The organism is Bacillus sp. z50 (assembly GCF_058313585.1).
In genome coordinates, this window is the sequence record NZ_JBZFQL010000004.1 from 287292 (window position 1) to 307778 (window position 20487).

Annotated in this window: 22 protein-coding genes and 1 pseudogene; 6 read left to right on the top strand and 17 right to left on the bottom strand. The window is 36.5% G+C overall.

The features are described from left to right. The first annotated feature begins 66 nt into the window (after positions 1-66). The gene (gene yeiL, locus AC4G3N_RS14090) at positions 67-729 is read left to right on the top strand and encodes a transcriptional regulator YeiL (RefSeq protein ID WP_066102134.1); all 663 of its coding nucleotides are present in this window, start codon (positions 67-69) and stop codon (positions 727-729) included. Between the two features lie 89 nt (positions 730-818). On the opposite strand, the gene arsC is transcribed toward yeiL, so the two are convergent. The 4 genes from arsC to AC4G3N_RS14110 form a co-directional block, all read right to left on the bottom strand. Continuing rightward, positions 819-1238 carry an arsenate reductase (thioredoxin) gene (gene arsC, locus AC4G3N_RS14095; RefSeq protein ID WP_066102135.1) on the bottom strand — a complete coding sequence of 140 codons (420 nt, stop codon included), beginning with the start codon at positions 1236-1238 and terminating at the stop codon, positions 819-821. Positions 1239-1242: 4 nt separating this feature from the next. Beyond that, a complete protein-coding gene (arsB, locus tag AC4G3N_RS14100; protein ID WP_066102138.1) occupies positions 1243-2334 on the bottom strand; it encodes an ACR3 family arsenite efflux transporter in 1092 nt (363 codons plus the stop codon). Positions 2335-2360: 26 nt separating this feature from the next. Next, complete coding sequence (locus AC4G3N_RS14105) at positions 2361-2663, bottom strand: ArsR/SmtB family transcription factor (protein ID WP_066102141.1); 303 nt, start codon at positions 2661-2663, stop codon at positions 2361-2363. Positions 2664-2832: 169 nt separating this feature from the next. Further along, on the bottom strand, positions 2833-3057 hold the full coding sequence (locus AC4G3N_RS14110; RefSeq protein WP_066102144.1) for a hypothetical protein: 225 nt from the start codon (positions 3055-3057) through the stop codon (positions 2833-2835). Between the two features lie 576 nt (positions 3058-3633). Here AC4G3N_RS14110 and AC4G3N_RS14115 point away from each other — a divergent pair. Next, on the top strand, positions 3634-5814 hold the full coding sequence (locus AC4G3N_RS14115; protein WP_491090370.1) for a beta-glucosidase family protein: 2181 nt from the start codon (positions 3634-3636) through the stop codon (positions 5812-5814). 64 nt (positions 5815-5878) lie between these two features. On the opposite strand, the gene AC4G3N_RS14120 is transcribed toward AC4G3N_RS14115, so the two are convergent. Next, positions 5879-6628: a hypothetical protein gene (locus tag AC4G3N_RS14120; protein ID WP_491090372.1), complete on the bottom strand. Its 750-nt coding sequence runs from the start codon at positions 6626-6628 to the stop codon at positions 5879-5881. Positions 6629-7102: 474 nt separating this feature from the next. Then, a complete protein-coding gene (locus AC4G3N_RS14125; RefSeq protein ID WP_066102150.1) occupies positions 7103-7303 on the bottom strand; it encodes a cold-shock protein in 201 nt (66 codons plus the stop codon). An 856-nt stretch (positions 7304-8159) separates the two neighbouring features. Here AC4G3N_RS14125 and AC4G3N_RS14130 point away from each other — a divergent pair. Then, a complete protein-coding gene (locus AC4G3N_RS14130; RefSeq protein ID WP_066102161.1) occupies positions 8160-8870 on the top strand; it encodes a YwaF family protein in 711 nt (236 codons plus the stop codon). 159 nt (positions 8871-9029) lie between these two features. On the opposite strand, the gene AC4G3N_RS14135 is transcribed toward AC4G3N_RS14130, so the two are convergent. Further along, positions 9030-9230, bottom strand: a complete 201-nt coding sequence (locus AC4G3N_RS14135) for a cold-shock protein (RefSeq protein WP_066102150.1) — start codon at positions 9228-9230, stop codon at positions 9030-9032. 622 nt (positions 9231-9852) lie between these two features. Continuing rightward, a complete protein-coding gene (locus tag AC4G3N_RS14140; protein WP_066102150.1) occupies positions 9853-10053 on the bottom strand; it encodes a cold-shock protein in 201 nt (66 codons plus the stop codon). Between the two features lie 339 nt (positions 10054-10392). Between AC4G3N_RS14140 and AC4G3N_RS14145 the strand changes: the two genes are divergently transcribed. After that, entirely contained in the window at positions 10393-10653 is a 261-nt protein-coding gene (locus AC4G3N_RS14145; RefSeq protein WP_139063796.1) for a hypothetical protein, read from the top strand. Between the two features lie 254 nt (positions 10654-10907). Here the strand turns inward: AC4G3N_RS14145 and AC4G3N_RS14150 are convergent, their stop codons facing one another. Together AC4G3N_RS14150 and AC4G3N_RS14155 are read right to left on the bottom strand one after the other, a co-directional pair. Next, positions 10908-11108, bottom strand: coding sequence for a cold-shock protein (locus AC4G3N_RS14150; RefSeq protein ID WP_066102150.1), 201 nt, complete (start codon positions 11106-11108; stop codon positions 10908-10910). Between the two features lie 450 nt (positions 11109-11558). Continuing rightward, positions 11559-12563, bottom strand: coding sequence for a DNA/RNA non-specific endonuclease (locus AC4G3N_RS14155; protein WP_066102169.1), 1005 nt, complete (start codon positions 12561-12563; stop codon positions 11559-11561). A gap of 498 nt (positions 12564-13061) precedes the next feature. Here AC4G3N_RS14155 and AC4G3N_RS14160 point away from each other — a divergent pair, with 498 nt between their 5' ends. Both AC4G3N_RS14160 and AC4G3N_RS14165 read left to right on the top strand, forming a co-directional pair. Then, on the top strand, positions 13062-13586 hold the full coding sequence (locus AC4G3N_RS14160) for a hypothetical protein (protein ID WP_066102172.1): 525 nt from the start codon (positions 13062-13064) through the stop codon (positions 13584-13586). Between the two features lie 265 nt (positions 13587-13851). After that, complete coding sequence (locus tag AC4G3N_RS14165) at positions 13852-14337, top strand: hypothetical protein (RefSeq protein WP_077247977.1); 486 nt, start codon at positions 13852-13854, stop codon at positions 14335-14337. Positions 14338-14861: 524 nt separating this feature from the next. Here AC4G3N_RS14165 and AC4G3N_RS14170 read toward each other — a convergent pair. From AC4G3N_RS14170 to AC4G3N_RS14200, 7 genes and pseudogenes are all read right to left on the bottom strand, one after another. After that, positions 14862-15419, bottom strand: a complete 558-nt coding sequence (locus AC4G3N_RS14170) for an Ltp family lipoprotein (RefSeq protein ID WP_066102175.1) — start codon at positions 15417-15419, stop codon at positions 14862-14864. 303 nt (positions 15420-15722) lie between these two features. Beyond that, positions 15723-16359 (bottom strand): annotated as a pseudogene (locus tag AC4G3N_RS14175) (SpoVR family protein); the annotation flags it as partial. A gap of 263 nt (positions 16360-16622) precedes the next feature. After that, the gene (locus tag AC4G3N_RS14180) at positions 16623-16946 is read right to left on the bottom strand and encodes a YjcN family protein (RefSeq protein WP_066102178.1); all 324 of its coding nucleotides are present in this window, start codon (positions 16944-16946) and stop codon (positions 16623-16625) included. A gap of 164 nt (positions 16947-17110) precedes the next feature. Beyond that, entirely contained in the window at positions 17111-17353 is a 243-nt protein-coding gene (locus AC4G3N_RS14185) for a hypothetical protein (protein ID WP_066102181.1), read from the bottom strand. A 167-nt stretch (positions 17354-17520) separates the two neighbouring features. Continuing rightward, positions 17521-18114 carry a DUF2441 domain-containing protein gene (locus tag AC4G3N_RS14190; RefSeq protein WP_066102184.1) on the bottom strand — a complete coding sequence of 198 codons (594 nt, stop codon included), beginning with the start codon at positions 18112-18114 and terminating at the stop codon, positions 17521-17523. A gap of 281 nt (positions 18115-18395) precedes the next feature. Next, positions 18396-18914, bottom strand: coding sequence for a hypothetical protein (locus tag AC4G3N_RS14195; RefSeq protein ID WP_066102187.1), 519 nt, complete (start codon positions 18912-18914; stop codon positions 18396-18398). A 219-nt stretch (positions 18915-19133) separates the two neighbouring features. Beyond that, positions 19134-20336 carry an IS110 family RNA-guided transposase gene (locus AC4G3N_RS14200; RefSeq protein ID WP_491089503.1) on the bottom strand — a complete coding sequence of 401 codons (1203 nt, stop codon included), beginning with the start codon at positions 20334-20336 and terminating at the stop codon, positions 19134-19136. Positions 20337-20487 lie beyond the last annotated feature (151 nt).

Genomic DNA, 20487 nt, shown 5'->3' on the forward strand with positions numbered 1-20487 from the left:
TAGCATGTTTCACGCTTACAATAATGTGAGATATCTCATATTTTTTTAATAATTTGGAGGAAAAAAGTGCAGATTTTATCTGAACCATTGCGCAGCCAATATATTGATTTAAACAGTATCCAACCCTTTTCCAGTGTCTCGATAAAACCATTTATTCAAGTCCATGAATTTGAGCGTGGTGAATTCATTTACAAAGAAGGTTCTATACCAGAGTATCTATACCTTATTGTTGAAGGGAAAGCGAAACTATATATCACGCTTGAAAACGGAAAAGTATCTCTCCTTAATTTTATTGAAGCACCGTCACTTATTGGCGAACTCGAATTATTGGGAGTAGAGCAATATTCTATAGGGGTCCAAACATCAACAAAAACGATCTGTTTAGCTATTCCCATGCATATATGTAAAAATCAATTATTAGAAGATCCGGTTTTCCTGAGGCATTTGTCCATATTTTTAAGCAAAAAAACACATTATCTTTCATTTAAATCTGTTCAAACTCAAATTTATCCGCTCGAAAATCGGTTAGCTTCATTTATTTTAATGTCAGCTGAAAATGATTTTTACAAAGAAAAACACACAGAAGTCAGTGAATATTTAGGAGTCTCCTACCGTCACCTATTACATGTTATCTCTCAATTCTGTAAGGGAAATCTTATAAAAAAATATGATCGTGGCTATCTCATTTTGGATAGGGAGCGGCTTCAGGAATTAGCTAAAATTGATTAATGATACATATATCCACTTCACTGCCTAAGTAAAAAAGCTAATCATCAGATTAGCTTTTTTACTTAGATTCACTTTAATAATTAACAGGCTTATTCCCCAGTTTTAGCAAACCGATCAATCCGATCCCTTATCTCATCGCGTACCCTTTGGAAGAATGCCCATTTTTCTTCCTCACTTCCTTCCGCTTTTGCCGGATCATCAAATCCCCAATGAACTCGTTTTACGCTGGGCGGTGTTACTGGGCAATGTTCATCTGCATGCCCACATAAAGTTACGACTAAATCTGCATGATTTAAAATATCCGGATCAATCACATCCGAAGTGTAATTAGTTATGTCTATATTTACTTCCTGCATCGCTTTCACTGCATTCGGATTTAATCCATGGGCTTCAAGTCCAGCACTTTTGACATTCCAGTCAGGCAGGATTTCCTTTGCCCACCCTTCCGCCATCTGACTGCGACACGAATTACCTGTACATAGAAAATAAATTGTTTTTTTCTTTGGCATTAAATTATTCCCCCTGATTGAACTTTTGTTCAGACGTTTCTACTTTGTTCCTATGGAAGTATTTCTTTTCCCAGCGCAGTGCTACACTTACAAGTGCAATCAAAACAGGAACTTCCACCAATGGACCGATAACAGCTGCAAAAGCTACGCCGCTATTAATCCCAAACATAGCAACCGCAACTGCAATTGCCAATTCAAAGTTATTACTCGCTGCTGTAAAGGATAACGATGCCGTTACAGGATAGGATGCTCCTGCTTTTCTTGAAGCAAAAAATGATACAGCAAACATGATTAAAAAGTAAATGAGCAATGGTATAGCAATTCGAATGGCATCCAATGGGAGTTCAACAATTTTATCTCCTTTTAAGGAGAACATCATCACAATCGTAAATAATAAAGCAATAAGTGTAAGAGGAGAGATTTTAGGTAAAAAAGATTCTTGATACCACTTTTCCCCTTTTAATTTTAATCCAATGAATCGTGTTGCCATTCCTGCTATAAAAGGAATACCTAAATAAATGAGAACGCTTTTTGTAACTTCCCACATCGAAATGACAACAGTAAAATTCTCCAACCCAAATACGCCTGGCAAGATATTTAAGAAAAAGTAGGCAAATGCCGAATAAAATAGAATCTGAAATACAGAGTTAAAAGCGACAAGTCCAGCTACATATTCTCGGTCCCCGCGAGCCAGATCATTCCAAACAATAACCATAGCTATACAACGCGCAAGACCAATCATAATCAGGCCGGCCATATACTCAGGATAATCATGTAAAAAGATAATTGCTAAGAAGAACATTAGAACCGGACCGAGCAACCAGTTTTGGAATAAGGATAGCAATAATACCTTCCAATCCTTAAATACACGCCACATCTCTTCATACTTCACTTTTGCCAATGGCGGATACATCATTACAATCAATCCAATAGCAATTGGAATGGATGTCGTCCCTACGGACATAGTATCTAACATTGTTTTAAAATCAGGTACTAACAGCGCAATTAAAATACCCACTGCCATGGCTGCAAAGATCCATACCGTTAAATATCGATCTAAAAAAGACAGCCTTTTCGTCACACTTTTTTCTGCCATCTGGTTCTCCCCCACTCTTTGTTGATTTAACAATCTGATGAACAGCATTTCACACTAATTGGCTCCAGCTGGTCAATGATTGCCTGAATATACGGCTGTTGAGTTTCATTTAGGCGAAAATGTTTCCATGTGCCTTTTTTTCTTTCCAGAATAATTCCTGCATCTTTCAACTTTTTCACTTGTTGGCTGACTGCAGGCTGGGAAATTTGAAGAACATCCACAAAATCACAAACACATACCTCTCCCTTTTTCAGACAAGCCAATAATTTTAACCGATTCGGGTCACTGACTGCTTTTAATTGCTGAGCCATTTGCTCAATTGTATTCATATATACCTCCTTTATATAACCAAACGCTTATATAAGACATCACTTATATTATATGACTTAATAATTAAAATCAAGAAAATAAAAAACAGTAAGCTAAAGTATCACCAGCTTACTGCTTCAACTTTCCAAAACCATAAGTAAAATCTCTTCTCGACTAGCAGTATTCTTATTAAAAATATCCACCTATACCAATAACCAGGTAAAACACAATGATTCCTGCTATCTTTGCCTTTGACTCTCTACTTTTAATAAGCAAAGCTGCACAAAGAATAGTAAACAGTATATAGGCGATTAATCTTAACTGCCCCGTATAGGGACCCATATTATGTAATAGAAAAACAATGATTGATATAAAGGCAAGTAGCCAATAAAACCATTTTTGTAATAAACTCAAATTACCGTCCCCTTATATGTTATTAGAAATACTCCTCAATCACGATATTATGAGTTCCGTCTTTTTCTTATCTTTACTATAGATCTTTTAGTATCATTTAACCCTTTCTTCAAGAGGTAGTTTAATATTTTGATTCTCTGTTTACCCTATTAGACTTTTTTCTCATAACCACTGCCCTAGTTGTCCTTATAATATATAAAACCAGAAACAAAGATTTCCATCTACAATCTTTATAACTACTAACCCATCCGTTTGCTTTTTTGACGAAGACTTCTACCATCAAAACTCATTTATTCGATTTTCCACTTTAATAAATAGCATATAACTAAAATATCTACTAATAAAACAAAAATAGTACGAGTAAAAGAATGATAAAAAAAATATAATTTACACATTGAAACCAAATCATAAAAGAGAATTCCGCAGATCTAACAAAGGAAGTCTCATTTGCTTTACTTAGGATTTTATAGAATTATCTGGTTATCTTAAATATGTAAGCGGTTTAGACTATCAGATAAAAAGTATTAGAAATAATACGTTTATTTTTATAAAAATATTGTGTTAGGAGTGTTCAACATGAATAATCAACATACTACTGATACAGAAAAGAATGGACAGTTTCCATGGATGGACAAGTCATTGTCACCACGTGAGCGTGCTGAGAAGCTTGTTGCTGCTATGACATTGGAACAGAAAATTGCTCAACTTCATGGTGCAATGAATACGATTAATATTTACGATATGCCTTCAATGGATGAAATGAATGCCATGACTCCTGAGGAGCAGGACAAGCTTATGGCGCAGCTTCAAGTACAGCGCCATGTAAAGGGAATTGACGAGTTAGGCATCCCTCGTTTCCGTATTACTAACGGTCCTGTTGGCGTAGGTATGGGTGACGGACATCCGAGCCCGCCTGCTACAGCGTTGCCTATGACGATTGGACTTGCGGCAGGCTTTGATCCAGAGCTAGCGCGTGAGTATGGAGATATCATTGGTTCAGAAACAGCTACGCTTGGTCAGCATGTTCTTGAAGGACCAGGTGTTTGCTTACACAGAACACCGATTGCCGGACGTAACTTTGAATACTTTTCAGAAGACCCATACCTATCAGGTGTGATGGGCGTCGAAGTGACGAAAGCCATTCAAGACCTCGATGTTATCGCTATGGGTAAGCATTATGCCGTTAACGACCAGGAATACGAGCGTTTCCGCACAAGCGTTGAATTGGATGAGCATGTATTGCGCGAACTATACCTTCTTCCTTTCGAAATGTTAGTAAAAGATGGTGACATTGCCGCAATGATGAGTGCCTACAACCGTGTTCGTGGTGTGTACGCAACGGAAAGCCGTTACCTTCTTAACGATATTCTTCGTGACGAGTGGGGCTTCCAGGGTTATGTACAATCTGACTTCTGGTCTTGCCGTTCTGCCGCTGCATCATTGAATGCTGGTATGGACCATGAAATGCCGGATGCTAAATGGTTGAACGAGACGAATGTAAAGAACGCTCTTCAAGACACTAGCCTTGAGATTGAAACTGTTGATCGTGCATTGGTGCGCCGCTATACACAAATGTTCCGTTTTAATCAGTTCGAGCGCCCTTACAATCCTGGTGAGATTGATGCGAAAGGTCATGGTACTAGATCTCGCAAAATCGGTTCCCAGACCGCTGTTCTTCTGAAAAATGAAGGCGAAATGCTGCCACTTGATCCGAAAGCTTATGACTCCATCGTAATCATTGGTCAATCCGAGTACGTTGATGATGCGTGCAATGGTGGGGGTGGTTCTTCAAAGGTTACTCCGCTCTACACGGTACCACCGGTAGAAGGCATGCAAAATGTCCTTAAAGGTCTTGGTTCACACACGTCAGTCAGCAAGGTTACTGTCGCTAAAGATCTTTCAAATCTTGACGAAGCCAAAGAAGCTGCTGCTAAAGCTGATATGGTTATTCTAATGGCCGGCTTAGTTGCCTCTGAAGGTTTTGATTTACCTAGTCCAAACATGCTAAATGATCAGAATCGTATGATCGAAGAACTATTGGATATCAACCCGCAAACGGTTGTAGTCATGAAAGACAGCAGCCCTGTCATGATGCCATGGATCCAAAAGGCTAAAGCTGTTCTTGAGGCATGGAACCAAGGTACTGAAGATGGTCACGTCGTTGCCGATTTACTCTTTGGCGTTGTAAATCCATCCGGTAAAGTTCCTACCACATACGCAGCTTCTGAGGATGATCTTTTGTACGCAGGCAGACCTGAGCGCTATCCTGGTACAGATGAAGGCAATGGCTTCCCGGTTATCCGATATTCTGAGGGCCTTAACATGGGTTATCGTTGGTTCCAATCCCAAGGAATTAAGCCATTATTCCCGTTTGGATACGGTCTATCCTACACATCCTTTGAGCTTTCCGGATTCTCAGTAACACCATCACAAACAGATGGCAAATCCCCTATTACGGTAAAGGTGACCGTAACCAACACAGGAAAAGTTGCTGGAGCTGAGGTTGTTCAAGTATATCTAGGTATTCCTGTCCAAGGACAGCCACCTAAACGTCTTGTTGGTTTCCAAAAAGTTTACCTAGATCCTAATGAGTCACGTGAAGTTAGCATCACGATTGACCCAACTGCTACGAACCATCCAATGGGTGTATGGGACTACTACGAACACGATTTCGTGGTGAAACCTGGCGAGTACACTGTATATCTTGGTACATCCAGCGAAGATACTCCATACAAAGAAACAGTAGTCGTTGAATAAATAATATTAATTAATAGTTAGAAGGATTGAATCAACAATAGGATTCAATCCTTTTTTCTTGCTCTTAAAATAAGTTTTCCAAATGGAAGTACTCTATTAAAGGCTTTTTTCTTCCCTCGTTATGCCATTTATGATATTCTTTCAAAACTTGTTTGGGGTCATTATTAGCAACCTCTTCAACCAAATACTTTACTGCAAGAAAGCTTCGCCAGTAATCGAACATAATACTTGTTAAACTCCCTTGATAACTGTCACTTCCGAACTCCTCTAACGAATGGTTACCATATTTGTGCTTAAACAGACCCATCAATTCTATCTCAATATTTGTAATCTGCTTATTTTCTGTATCAGTTAGTAAGTATTTTCTTGATAAGTACTCACACATTCCTTCCTCAAACCAAATACTGTTCTCTCTCTCATCATCAAATTCATCCAAAAACAAATCGGAGTGATGGGTTAATTCGTGTCCAAGTATAGTTAATATATGGTTTTCAGACATATTAGTATAGAAGTCTTCTATTTTAGAATGTTTCTTTCCCTCTAATTGTGTAAGAAATAATCTCCTCCAGCTTACCAAATCAGGAGAAAGATAAATGAGATCTTTATTTGTAAAGGCTGGGATCGGTATATTGGAAAAAACAGTTGTGGCTAGTTCATCTGTTGTCCATACAACTCCTTTTGGCAATTCTTTGAGCTCATAATGATTTACTAATTCAAGCTGATAGCCTTTTATTTTTTTGGAAAACCTCTCAATCAAATATTTGTATTCCTGAAAATCCTCTTCTTTCTCAAATGCAAATATATGCTTCAACACCAAAGACTCCCTCTACTATAAAATTCAAGTTAAACCTTGATATTATTTTAAATGAATTTTCTGTAAATAAATAGAAATAAGAAATCCTCTTATTAAATTATTTTGTTGAGGGAAAATCAGGCGCTATGATTATAATGTGTAAGAAGGAGTTGCCTTTTCCGTATTCAGAGCATAATAATTCGGTTGGAAGTCCCTTTATTCACTGGATGAGGAAACATTAGAAGATGTCCACGTGACTAATAAATAGAGCCAAAAGTGGGATAGAAGATTTGATAAAAAACCCCTTGCAAGTAAGCAGGTTTAAATTAGGGATTATTCAATCACTGTGCTATACTTAGCCTACCATTTGCTATACAGTTTCATTCTTTTGTTGTCTAAGCTCTATTCATTTCTTGAATAGGGCTTTTTTATTGCGCAAATTGATTTAAAAACAAAAAAAGACCCTGCATATGCAGGGTCTTTCATTAGCTCTTATTAAGCTTTTTGAACGTTTGTAGCTTGTGGGCCACGTTGTCCTTGTTCTACTTCAAACGTTACACTTTGACCTTCGTCTAAAGATTTGAAACCTTCGCTTTGGATAGCTGAGAAATGTACGAATACGTCTTCTCCGCCTTCACGTTCGATAAATCCAAAACCTTTTTCTGCATTAAACCATTTCACTTTACCTTGTTCCATAATTGTTGCCTCCTAGTGTGGATGTCCACACAATGTGTTACTATCCCTGCTCAAATACCTTAGACGAAAATCAAAATCGCTTCTCAATCTGAAACCGAACAAAAATAATTCTTCTTAAGAATAACAGGTAATTCCAATAATAGCAAACTATACGACCTCACCTTTTATAATTGGATATTTATCTATGATGCAATATATACTCTGAAACATTCAAGATGAACAACCACATGATATAACCCGTTTCGCAGAAAAATATAATTTGCCTGCGACGGAGAGAGGTTATCCTAAAAATAAGTGGTGATACCTCCTCGACCAATGGTGAGGGGGGTATTCTCTAATGGTTAAGACACCAATAACGAGGGAAAAAGCCACATTTCCTTCGGCTAAGATAATGGTTTACTCTCATTCTAAGGGAATTTAAACAGATTCATCCCCTAGTCTGACTTAATCTTGAGATTCAAAGTAATCCTGTATAAAATATATTCTCACCAATGATCATTCCCATGTAGAGTATATATAGACATCTTGTTCATTAATAGGAAAGGTAGATATTGAAAGAATTAGAAAATTCCAACCGATTGTTTGTCGTGCCGATTATTGCTATTTTAATATTAGGGATTATTTTTATGACAGCCGTATTGCCAATGGTGAAAATGGAGACTTATTCTTTAGCCATGAAGTCATTAATAGTTTATAGTGTTGTTCTTCTTAGGGTGCTATTCGTGGCACTTATATTAGTTTGGATATCAATAATTTAGTAGAAAAAACAGATACGAAATATTCATCATAATAAATCCAGCCATTTTGCGCTTTTGCCAAAATGGTTTCTTCATGAAATAAAAAGGATGGTAGAAAAATGGGATTTTCATTATTTGGACCATATCATATTGCATGGCTCATTATAATAACGTTGACCGTTATCAAGGTTAGTAAGCATTTCAATAAATTAGATGCCAAAAGTCAGAGTATTGTACAACGAAGAATCGCATGGTTTATTTTATTATTTGAGATAATTAAGAATATCTATTTGATTAACAGAAATGAATTTACAGTTGACTATCTACCGTTTGAATTATGTAGTTTTGCGATTTTTGCGATTTTATACCATGCCTATACAAATAGCTTAATAATTGGTGAAAAGCTCTATAACTTATTCTTACCTGGTGCAATTGCAGCTTTATTATTTTGTAACTGGACACATCGCCCGATTTATGAATTTATGAGTTTATTTAGCTTTATTTTTCATTTTGCACTTGTTATGTATTGTGTCATGGTGTTATACGCTGGGATTGTAAAACCAAATAAAAAAAGAATAGTAGGTTCAGTCCTATTTTTAGCTGTGACAGGATCAATTATCTATCCATTAAATAAAATATGGGATACAAACTTTATGTTTTTAAATGTCCCCTCACCTGGTTCCCCACTTGTTCCGCTTGAAAAGGTACTTGGGAATCCCGGGTACATATTTGGTTTAGCTTGTATGATTGTTATTTTATGGGTTTTGATGTATTTACCATGGAATAAGCTTCAACGATTAAAAGAGACTAATGATTTCTCAACTCATTAAAATCGTTACTTCTTTTACTAGGTAATTTTTTTATTACTCGTTAAATTCATATAAAATTTGGACAGTTGGAAATATGCCCGTGATTAGGGATTTTTGTTGACCAAATTGAATAAAAAACAAAAAAAGATCCTGCATATGCAGGATCTTTCATTAGCTTTATTAAGCTTTTTGAACGTTTGTAGCTTGTGGGCCACGTTGTCCTTGTTCTACTTCAAACGTTACACTTTGACCTTCGTCTAAAGATTTGAAACCTTCGCTTTGGATAGCTGAGAAATGTACGAATACGTCTTCTCCGCCTTCACGTTCGATAAATCCAAAACCTTTTTCTGCATTAAACCATTTCACTTTACCTTGTTCCATAATTGTTGCCTCCTAGTGTGGATGTCCACACAATGTGTTACTATCCCTGCTCAAATACCTTAGACGAAAATCAAAATCGCTTCTCAATCTGAAACCGAACAAAAATAATTCTTCTTAAGAATAACAGGTATATTTAAAAATAGCAAATAATACGACGCTCAACATTAATAATAAGATGTTTATCCGTGTGCAATATACTGCTTGGAAATGTTCTAAAGCTAAAAAGCCAGTGGTCTCTCGCTCTGACTCCTGATTGGTTAGCTGCTCATCACTAGAGGATAGTTGGACCTATATGGGATGTCGACTAAATATATAAATAGTGGCGATCGGCCATCGGAAGAAGTGATGAAGGAAATTCTATTAAATATGTTTAAAGAAGGATTTTCAGTAGATTAGTGACTGCATCGTAAAAAAATAATACAAACAATCCCTTTACAATTAAGTAGGTTTAAATTAGGGATTATTCAAGCACTGTGCTATACTTAGCCTACCATTTGCTATACTAGTTTCATTCGTTTGTTGTCTAAGCTCTATTCATTTCTTGAATAGGGCTTTTTTATGGACCAAATTTTTTATAAACAAAAAAAGATCCTGCATATGCAGGATCTTTCATTAGCTCTTATTAAGCTTTTTGAACGTTTGTAGCTTGTGGGCCACGTTGTCCTTGTTCTACTTCAAACGTTACGCTTTGACCTTCGTCTAAAGATTTGAATCCTTCGCTTTGGATAGCTGAGAAATGTACGAATACGTCTTCTCCGCCTTCACGTTCGATAAATCCAAAACCTTTTTCTGCATTAAACCATTTCACTTTACCTTGTTCCATAATTGTTGCCTCCTAGTGTGGATATCCACACAATGTGTTACTATCCTTGCTCAAATACCTTAGACGAAAATCAAAATCGCTTCTCAATCTGAAACCGAACAAAAATAATTCTTCTTAAGAATAACAGGTAATTCCAATAATAGCAAACCATACGATCTCACCTTTCATAATAGGATGGTTATCCTTGTGCAATATACTGCTTCGTAATGTCTAAAGAATTATGGAATCATTTATGGAGTTAGTAATTGAGAAGGATTTCAAGGATATTACTATAAAAGACATTACGCAACGAGCAACTGTTAATCGCGCAAATTGGAAACAGTCATCAGTGAAGATGTGTTGCAGGGAATATTAAAAGATGTAACTTCACATGAAGCATTTACACCCAAAATTGAAACTATCATAAAAGAAGAACTCGCAAGGGTATTTAAAGATTTATTAAAGAAAAAGTACCCCTCTTCGTCAAATGAAAAAGCAGACTTGCATAGCATTATGATTAGTTGGAGCCTATATGGAATGTCAACTAAATATGTAAAAAGTGGAGACCGTCCATCTGAAGAAGTGATGAAGGAAACTTTTGTTACCTTATTAAATGTTTAATGAAGGATTTTTAAGGAAGCTAGCAGTTATTGTATTCATAAAAAAGATTAGAAAAATACTCCCTTTGCAAGTAAGCAAGTTTAAATTAGGGATTATTCAAGCACTGTGCTATACTTAGCCTACCATTTGCTATACAGTTTCATTCTTTTGTTGTCTAAGCTCTATTCATTTCTTGAATAGGGCTTTTTTATTGCCCAAATTGAATAAAAAACAAAAAAAGACCCTGCATATGCAGGATCTTTCATTAGCTCTTATTAAGCTTTTTGAACGTTTGTAGCTTGTGGGCCACGTTGTCCTTGTTCTACTTCAAACGTTACGCTTTGACCTTCGTCTAAAGATTTGAATCCTTCGCTTTGGATAGCTGAGAAATGTACGAATACGTCTTCTCCGCCTTCACGTTCGATAAATCCAAAACCTTTTTCTGCATTAAACCATTTCACTTTACCTTGTTCCATAATATGTTGCCTCCTAGTGTGGTTGTCCACACAATGTGTTACTATCCTTGCTCAAATACCTTAGACGAAAATCAAAATCGCTTCTCAATCTGAAACCGAACAAAAATAATTCTTCTTAAGAATAACAGGTAATTCCAATAATAGCAAACCATACGACCTCACCTTTCATAATAGGATGTTTATTCGTGCGTAATAGTAGCAGAACCATCACCACAACCTATCGTCATATAGTAGCATCCTCTAATACCTCGTTCACATTCCCTATCCTTATCCTCTAAAAAAGACATCAAATATAAAGCACAGCTCAAATACCATCCGTTTTCCTAACAAAAATAGCTAATGATTGAGTAAACCTATTAATAAAAAATAAGCTTGGGATATCCCAAGCTTATAGATCTTTAACGAAGAACTATTCTCTCGTTCATCTAGTTTGTCTCAGAGTTAAAAGTGTTACTCCCCTACCATTCCATCATTATCGTTATCGCGCATATAAGGATATAACCAATGGTCACTCGTTATGGGCATACTGAAACCTGCATCTTTTGCTTCTTTAATTGTCACTTGTCCATTACCATTCACATCAACACTAGAAATATCACCTTTCGTGTTTGAACTAGTTGAACTACTAGAATTACTTGAACTAGTTGAATCAGAAGGCTTACTTTCTGTTAAACCGAGCGATGCGTTTACTTCATCAGGGTTTACATTGTCAAATTTATCCACAATCTCGTTACCCCTTATAGTATAGGAATACTGGTAATGGGAAGGGACCTGTGTTTTCGTATTCGGATAGGTGATAATTGCTTCGAAATTAGTAGCTCCACCCGCACGACGAATCGCATCTTCCATATAAGCTTGGTCACCATGTCGGTTGAGTGTACTATCCTGCGGGGTAATATTATAAGCATTCGATACCCCGCCGAGAGAATCAGCGATGATATGTCCTTCATCTAAATTATCACTCTCAACACCAGGAACTTTCGCCTCATCAGAGTAGTATCTTCCAGATGATGTTACAGGTTCGCTACGATCATCTTGCAGAATAATTTCGTCAGCAATGACCCGCACTAATTGGCCGTATTCATTCGTAAATGCCCAATATTCACGATCCCCAAAGCCAATGTCAACGACAACGTTAGCTTCACGATATCCAGACAAATCGCCACCATCAACTTCAATCCGTTTGTATCCTGAGAACCGTTCATCCTTTGATTGGTTTTTTGTTTCCTCTATTACCGGTTCATCAACTACTTGTTCCTCTACTGCTGGTTCATCACTAACCGTAGGGGTAGTTTCTTCTTTTTCTTCTTTTTGACTATTTTCTTCTGTATTAACTGTGGTTACTTCTTGTGATTCTTTTTCTACATCTGTAATAGATGTATCATCAGCATTCGAACAACTCACCAAAAAGATAATCGTTAAAAGTGAGATTATATAGTTTATTTTCTTTTTCATTCTAGGACTCCCCTATAATTAACGTTAATAACATGTAAGTAAATATTTTATCACATAATACTATTCTATTTTTACTTTCGTTTTCATTTGCCTTTCATTTCCACGATTTTTGATTTAGGATTCGCTGCATATAAATTAAATAAAGAAAAATAAATCACAACAAAAAAACGCACGCAGATTTCATATGCGAAATATTGTGCGTTTTGGCTGGATATTTACTAATATGTGGCTCACGAGTAATCCCAGCAAGAGAAGTCCAATTAACAAAATGTTCTTCATCTATCTCTTCCTATTGAATGGCATTTTTAAGAATGCAGATCCATTTTCAAGATTTATCCATTAAAATAATTATATAGCCTGCTTGAAATAAAGAAATATAAAAACAACTACCTCAAAATTTTAAATAATATTCTTTATAAATAACAAATTTACGGTAAGGTTATTTCGAAATACCAGTTGAATTAAAGTTATGTGGATTATAAGAGGAGGATGAGCAGTATGAACAGTTGGCGAACGGCTAAAGGATTTGGATTGGTTCTGTTCCTTCTGCTAGGGAGCCTGTCCTTTCCCACTACGGGAGAGGCTTTGAGCTGCGCGGAACCTGAACGCGCGGAAAAAGCTTTCAAGAACGCCGATTTCGTATTTAAAGGGATGGTAAAGGAGCGAAATGGAGACAGTTACATTATCCAAGTGGACACGGTCTATAAAGGAGAACTGAAACCTAGGGTTAAAGTGAAAGACATGATCGGAGATTGGTTACAAGAAACTCTCAAAGAAGGCGGAATCTACCTCATTTACGGACATAAAAAAGGATTACACATTGAGGTTGATCCGTGCGGACGAACAGATGAATGGCCGAAGCTGACAACGGACGTGGAAAAGTTTCCAAACGGGGAACTGGCAGATTATGATGCAGATGACTTTTTAGAATATACCCGAAGCCGCGATCAAAGAATTGCTGGTACCATTGCAGGATTACTTCTCTTGTCAAACGTGTGGATTTGGCGAAGGAAACGAAGATAAACCAGCAATAGCTGGTTTTACTTGCTCAACCCTCCTGTAATGTTCCATTGAAATCTTTAGACAAAACAACTCCAGTCTCCCTTCTTCTAAGAATCTTCCTTGCTTAATTGATACAGCCACAATCTCACCAAGAAGAAGGAGATATTAAATGTAAAGAAATATCCTCTAAGCGGATTAACTTCCTTGATGACCAAACAGAGCAGTAGATTTTAATATGATGTGAAACCTGTAAGGTTTAGCATTAACCATGTAGGGGGAAATGTTGATGAACAAATGGTTGAAATGGGTTATCGGAATCTTATTGATTTTTACCGTTTCAGGGTGTTTTGCAGAGGATTATGATGTGGGGCTTCCAAGCGCTCGTTTAGAAGTAGGCGAGATGGATGGCCTCCTAGCATACCCGTTAACCGAAGCCAATATCAGCTGGAGCTCGTCGAGTGGCGAAGTAAAGAACGTTGTGTTAGATATTGAAGAATTCGGTCCTAATCAGAATAAAATATTTGCACATCCCAACCAGGAAGCCAGGATTGACATTATTGAAAATGAGGAAAATAGCGGAAGCAGTGGGGCCAGCTGGCCAGACTCCATTGCCGTCACATTGTGGAAAAATGGGGAAGATACCGATCTCGATGTGAATGAAGACGGGGAATTCACCTTCCCTAATACCGAAGGAACCTTCGTAATGGAAGTGATTACGAGAAACTCATCAAATAAGGCTCAGTATGTCGGATATGTCGAAATAAAAAAATAGATACCGAAACCAATTAAGTTAAAAGGTCAAAAAATCGTTTTATTACCATTAGATAACTCATTCAATTTCGAAATATTATACTTAACAATAAAAAGGAAGCCAATCGCTGATTGGCTTCTACTTTAACACACATATGAACACTAGAAATTACTCTCATGAAACGGAATCGTTTTTTTCGTGATCTACCTGGCGAATTGGAACCAGGTCACGCAGAACCCACCGAGTCTGCTTTGACCATGAACTGGTTTTTCCCTGTTTGATCAATGGCGTACCATATCCAGGTTCACCTCACCCCGCTCCTCATAGTCGGGTTTACCGGCCAAACCTGCAATACAGGATCATTCGTAGCAAACATTATCCATAAAATTAACAGAAATGAAGTTTTCACCTTTTATTTTTCACACTTTATCTATAATTAGTTTCATAATCTTATGCAAATCATCTTCTGCTATGGATGGATAATGCCTGTAACACCTAACAAAAAGAGTAGCAAAACTGCTACTCTAGTCAAAAAAATTATTCTATTACTCTAGATTATCTATTGCATATTGAGCTTCTTCTGGAGTGAATTTTTCTCCATATTCAGAAACTAATTGGTCATATATAGCGCTTTTTGACATATCCATATCATCAGCATAAGAGTTTGCTTTCTTTAATGCATTTGCATTCCAATCAAATTCAAGATTATTAATAGCATATTGAGCTGCATCAGCAGGGAACTGTTCTCCATATTCAGAAACTAATTGGTCATATATAGCGTTCTTTGACATATGCATGCTCTCAGCATACTGTTCTGCTTTTTTCAATGCAGAACTAAATTCTCTTGAAACACTTACTTTTTCAGTTTTTGCTTCTTCTTTCGGTTCTTCTTTTGCTACTTCTTTAGTAGTTGTTTCTTCTTTTTCTTGTTCTTTGTTTTTAGTGTCATTAACTACACTTGTTTCTTTTACATCAGAAGAATCAACGGCCTTACTCTCCTCATTTTCTTCAGAAGTACCCACTGCTATAATCAATATGATCGCAATTAACCAAACCCACCATTTTTTATAAAATGGCTTTTTCTTCTTTTCTACTGCCCCCACTATATACACTCCTTTATACTTTCTATATAAACCACTTTAGCATATTTTTACTTTATTTACCGATGTTTGTGCTATTTTTCACAATTTATCCATTTGTTTTATCACAAGTATGGTGGCGTACTGGAATACAAGCTTTCTTATGTCACAAATGGAGAGCAGCACTCCTATATTAAAAGAAAAATAATATGAAAAAGTTTATGGCTGTGAATGAATATTTTTAAATAAAGCAAAATTAGGAAAGAGAAATACTGGTTATCCCTAACTGCAAAAAAAGCCAATCTTGGATTGGCTTCTTCTGATCACTCACACATACTTCCGACTCACACTCTTCCCATCATAACTAAACAAAATTCCCTTACCTTCCAACACCGTTTCCATATGAACCGTTCATCCCCATAAATAATGCATATGCGGCAAAACTTTCTCTAGATATTTTACATCCAGCTCAATATCCTCAAACCAATGCTTCAGGTAAAGTTCCCCATTTTTTAAATAGTCCCCGTCATTCACCGTAATATACGGGAACCCTCCATTGACCCGCATGCCGACAAGCTGATCTCGTACCGCTTTCCATTGCTTATCGACAATCTTATAGTCGCGCCCTTTTTTCTGAAATAGATACATATCCTCGCGCATGACTAAATCCTTTGTGAGGTAATTACGGAGAAAGGAGATATCCGATTCAATCTCCCGCACTTCAAACATTTTCTCACGGCCTGAATTTGGTTTAACCCCTCGCCTTTTTCATCTCTTCGTCTGGGTTGTTATACCTCTCTTCAATATCCTCAAACATCTTGATGCCCAAGTAATAAGGGTTAATGCCTGTTCTTGACGGCTGCACCACACCTGCATTGAGCTTCGCAAATTCGATCGATTCCTCGCTTGTTAAATCAAGTTCACGGAGAATGCGTTGGTGCCAGTAGCTCGCCCAGCCTTCGTTCTCCTAAGGATCTTCATTAATGGCGCTATTTATAAACATTATTTCTAATAAAAGAAGGTGCTTTTAAACTGTCTCTGTTATTCCATTAACGCCCCTGTTAGTTTAAGTACACTTTTTCACAAACTTAATTTAATTTGCCTCTGCAGTAAGCGGCGTGTCCCAGGAGGAAGGCGATTTCGTCTTCTATCATAATGATAAGAGCCACCGATTTTTTGGCGGCTTTTTAACCTTAATTTTCACTCTTAACACATATAATTTAATAATCAAGGACCTGTGCCGCAAGAAACACTATACTTCTCGTTTTCATTTTGTTTTGCGTAGCAAATAGTGCCTGTCATTCCAGTTTCATTCTTCCAATCGTGCCATATTACCTCGTACTTATGTCCGTAATCTTCATCATAAATATCTCTAGAGATTATGATGGCAAAAAAACTTTGATAGGGATAACCATCATCTCTAATAGAAGCTCTTATAGCACTTCTAGGAGAATCGTTATCGTGTATGACTGAATCTAAAAGAGGAGGGAAGACTAGAACAATTATTAGTACGCCTATAAGAATCCATATTTTCTTCCTATTACGTTTCATATACTTACACCTCCTTTTTTAAAATTATACTATTTTCGGTAAATAACAAAGGGTTCAGTTCAGCTAACCTGCTCCGTTTGTGGAATAAAAAAAAGAGCTGATTACAACTCTTGATATTGAAGTAATGCCCCTGTTAGGCACAATATGAAAGATATCACTCAACCTCACTTAAGATTTTTTTCAATTCGGTCAAGACGTTGTTTAATCTCTTGTATATCTCTTTCTTCCATTTTTAATTTCTTCTCGGCTATTTTATTGTTTGCTAGATACCGCTTAACTATCTTAACGATATATATAATTGCTACAATAATTACACCAATTATCACCAAAAGAACAATTGGTAAAACGGCTGTAATAACATCTACCCAACCAGATGTCTCTACTACTGGCTTAATGGTTTCACCCACTTTTGCATCACCCCTTAGAATAGTACCTTTAATAAATCCTCTAAATGTTAATTAATAATTCTACATCGTTATTGAATTAACCTGCCCCTTTAGCTGCATAAGAAGGGACCGTCAATTTGACAGCCTTGCTTGAGAAAAAGTTTTCCTAAGTTCACTTGCTATATCCACTAGATTACGTAATCGTGTATAATTTCCGTAACTTCAATTTTTCCGTTAATCAATAGTTCAGGAAGCTTGTTTTTCACATTGCCCTTCCAATATTCTCTGGCTTGTTCAATTTTCTGAGAGAAAGGAACTCCATCTGCCTTTGGTAAAAGGTCTCCATCACCCTCAAAATAATTTCCTACAACTCTTAGTTTAACAATCTGAATAACTTTTCGGTTGTAAGTATCGAACAATTCTTTCCATTTCAGAGCTTCTTCATAGCTCTTCGCAGCATATAAACAAGATAATCTAGAAGGATATTCAGGATATTCTTGCAGTCTAACCATTTCTGCTAGCACTTCTCTTATTGCTCTAATTGTTTGATCCGCATAATCTACAACTACCTTGGCATTCTCTTTATTCAAGTGCAAGCCTTCATCTGTAAAATGGCTATATAAAACTTGCATAAAGTCTTCGTCTTTAGAATTTAATATTTCCCTTTCAAAAAAGAAGCGATATAAGGTGTTTTTTTGGTTCCTATCAAAGTTAATGATCTGTCCCATTCTCATTTCTTTATTAGTAACAATGTGATAAGCATAAAACTCCGTCTCTTTCATACATCTGCCTCCTGTTGAACTAATCAAGTTGGCTTATAATGCAACTTATCCATCATATCCACTAAGAATAGTTGTTTAAATTGTTCTGTAACCTGTTACGTTACTACTATAAAAAGTTCAACAAAAAGGCCATTAATCCTTCTTCCGCTAACCTGCCCCGTTTGTTCCATAAGAAATTCAACACAAAAAGGCATTAATCCTTCTTCCTGGATCAATGCCCCGTTAGTTTAAGTATACTTATTCACAATAATAGCAAATACCTTTAGAAATGCTATTTGTATTTATATTTCACTAATTATATGTCCCTCATTATCTAAGAAGTCTATGTTTATGTTAGAAAAGTTTTTTGGTTTATTGTTCATCAAAATCCAAACTCTCGTTTTATCATTGAGCCTAACAATATCTGCCTCTATTCCATTCACTTTTATGGTCTTCGTTTCAGCCACTATATCTTTTGGTATGACCCCGTGCAAAAGAATATCTCCATCAGTAAAACTTGTATAGGAAGAACCTCTATCCTCATCGTGAGAATAATAGGTTGGTTTCCAACCGAATATCCCTTTTTCAAACTGGACTAATGAAACAGTATTTCCAACTTCAAATGGCACAAATGTAGAATTCCCAATTCGGTAAAATTCTTTATCACCGATTTCAGTTTGAACAAATTCATTCTTAAACTTTTCAAATGCTTCATTGACAGTTTTAGAACTTAGTTTTACAGTCTCTATACTTGCAAATATCGCATATATAACAATCATTGATATAACATAAAATGAGATTGTTTTTGTACGTTTCCCCAACTCATCTCTTCCCCACGTTTTTTATTTTAACTCTTAAAATACTTGAATTAACTTAATATTATTTTCTCAGTTGCTCTTGTTAAACTAAACCAGCTAATAGGTTGTCAATATCTCTCTGTATATTTCATTTTTTTATATGCTATACTGTTTTTGGGTATGCCAAATAACCCTCCAGTTTCTTTTTGGAAGGTTTTTCTTATGTTGGATAAATATCATTTCCTAAGCTAAATCTAGGAAATTCTCGTTCTTTTTCAATAAAGCATAAATCCAGTGAAGCAGCTTGTTGATACAAGCTACAATGGCAACTTTTGAAGGTTTTCCTTCTGAACGTTTTCTATCATAGAACTCTTTGAGCTTTTTATTTCTAGAGCCTCTTATCCCACATAAAACAGCTAAATACAAACTATGCCTTAGCCTACTGGATCCTCGTTTGGTTATACGATTTATGTTCGCAGTAAACTTACCAGATGAATAGACACTGGGATCTACTCCAGCGAAGGCCACTAACTTTTTAGGGTGATTAAACCGATCAATTTCTCCTATCTCCGAAATGATTGTTGCCGCAATCTTTTCACCGATACCAGGAATCGATTGGATAATCTTATATTCTTCTATTTCATTTGCCAGGGATACCATTTGGCTCTCTAAATCCGTAAGGTGTCCTTGGTAGTGAAATAAAATATCGATATACATACTAAGATTGATAAGATGGCTTTCATATCGCACTTTCTGAAAAGGATTTTGAGAAGCTGAATGAATGAGCTTTCTTGCCTTTTCTTTGGCCCACTGTACAGACCGACTGGGACAATGTTCTCGTATCCTATCTTCTAGCTCTTCCTTGCTAGCCCTTAGAACCTTCTCCGAGGTAGGGTATTCCTTTAATACCGATAAAGATACTTTCGAAAATAGATCCCCAAAAACCTTTCTATATTCAGGGAAAACCTGATCTAAAATCGTATGGAAATGCAATTTTGCCTCCACATACATATTCGTCATTATCTCTTGTTGTCTCGATAGATTCCGAATATTTAGAAGTTGAATTCCTCTCCTTTTTTGAGGTTCAAATTCTTCTTTATAATAGAGAACACATAATTGATACGCATCAAACGCATCAGTTTTCACCTTTCTTAAACTGGCCTTCTTCGCTTGATGAGAAATGATTGGATTCAATAAGATATAAAGTATGTCATTCTCTTCTAAGCATTGAACAACTGGGGTATGATAATGTCCTGTTGATTCCAATATAACCACAGGCATCTGCCCAGTTGTTTCCTTCATTTCTTCTAAGAAATAGATAAACTTCTCCAACTCTTCACGATTATGCTTAATCGAAAAACTTGTTCCATACGGCTTTCCTTTATCTAAAAAAGCCTGTACTTCACTTTCTTCTTTGGCTATATCTATACCCACAACTGGGTTCATTCTTTCTCCTCCTCTGATAAATTCACCAGTATCCCTATTTCCTCCAAGTAGTATTATAGCTTCGCTTGTTATACGAGATCTCAGTCCCAACCAGCCTCAAACATATTTCTACAAGTAGGGGGTGAACAGTTTAGCGGACGGGATCATTTGT

Bases quoted from the DNA above. Each gene is read 5' to 3' on its own strand.
- arsC (WP_066102135.1), bottom strand. From the start codon at position 1,238: ATGCCAAAGAAAAAAACAATTTATTTTCTATGTACAGGTAATTCGTGT.
- arsB (WP_066102138.1), bottom strand. From the start codon at position 2,334: ATGGCAGAAAAAAGTGTGACGAAAAGGCTGTCTTTTTTAGATCGATAT.
- AC4G3N_RS14105 (WP_066102141.1), bottom strand. From the start codon at position 2,663: ATGAATACAATTGAGCAAATGGCTCAGCAATTAAAAGCAGTCAGTGAC.
- AC4G3N_RS14115 (WP_491090370.1), top strand. From the start codon at position 3,634: ATGAATAATCAACATACTACTGATACAGAAAAGAATGGACAGTTTCCA.
- AC4G3N_RS14125 (WP_066102150.1), bottom strand. From the start codon at position 7,303: ATGGAACAAGGTAAAGTGAAATGGTTTAATGCAGAAAAAGGTTTTGGA.
- AC4G3N_RS14130 (WP_066102161.1), top strand. From the start codon at position 8,160: ATGGGATTTTCATTATTTGGACCATATCATATTGCATGGCTCATTATA.
- AC4G3N_RS14135 (WP_066102150.1), bottom strand. From the start codon at position 9,230: ATGGAACAAGGTAAAGTGAAATGGTTTAATGCAGAAAAAGGTTTTGGA.
- AC4G3N_RS14140 (WP_066102150.1), bottom strand. From the start codon at position 10,053: ATGGAACAAGGTAAAGTGAAATGGTTTAATGCAGAAAAAGGTTTTGGA.
- AC4G3N_RS14150 (WP_066102150.1), bottom strand. From the start codon at position 11,108: ATGGAACAAGGTAAAGTGAAATGGTTTAATGCAGAAAAAGGTTTTGGA.
- AC4G3N_RS14155 (WP_066102169.1), bottom strand. From the start codon at position 12,563: ATGAAAAAGAAAATAAACTATATAATCTCACTTTTAACGATTATCTTT.
- AC4G3N_RS14160 (WP_066102172.1), top strand. From the start codon at position 13,062: ATGAACAGTTGGCGAACGGCTAAAGGATTTGGATTGGTTCTGTTCCTT.
- AC4G3N_RS14165 (WP_077247977.1), top strand. From the start codon at position 13,852: ATGAACAAATGGTTGAAATGGGTTATCGGAATCTTATTGATTTTTACC.
- AC4G3N_RS14180 (WP_066102178.1), bottom strand. From the start codon at position 16,946: ATGAAACGTAATAGGAAGAAAATATGGATTCTTATAGGCGTACTAATA.
- AC4G3N_RS14190 (WP_066102184.1), bottom strand. From the start codon at position 18,114: ATGAAAGAGACGGAGTTTTATGCTTATCACATTGTTACTAATAAAGAA.
- AC4G3N_RS14200 (WP_491089503.1), bottom strand. From the start codon at position 20,336: ATGAACCCAGTTGTGGGTATAGATATAGCCAAAGAAGAAAGTGAAGTA.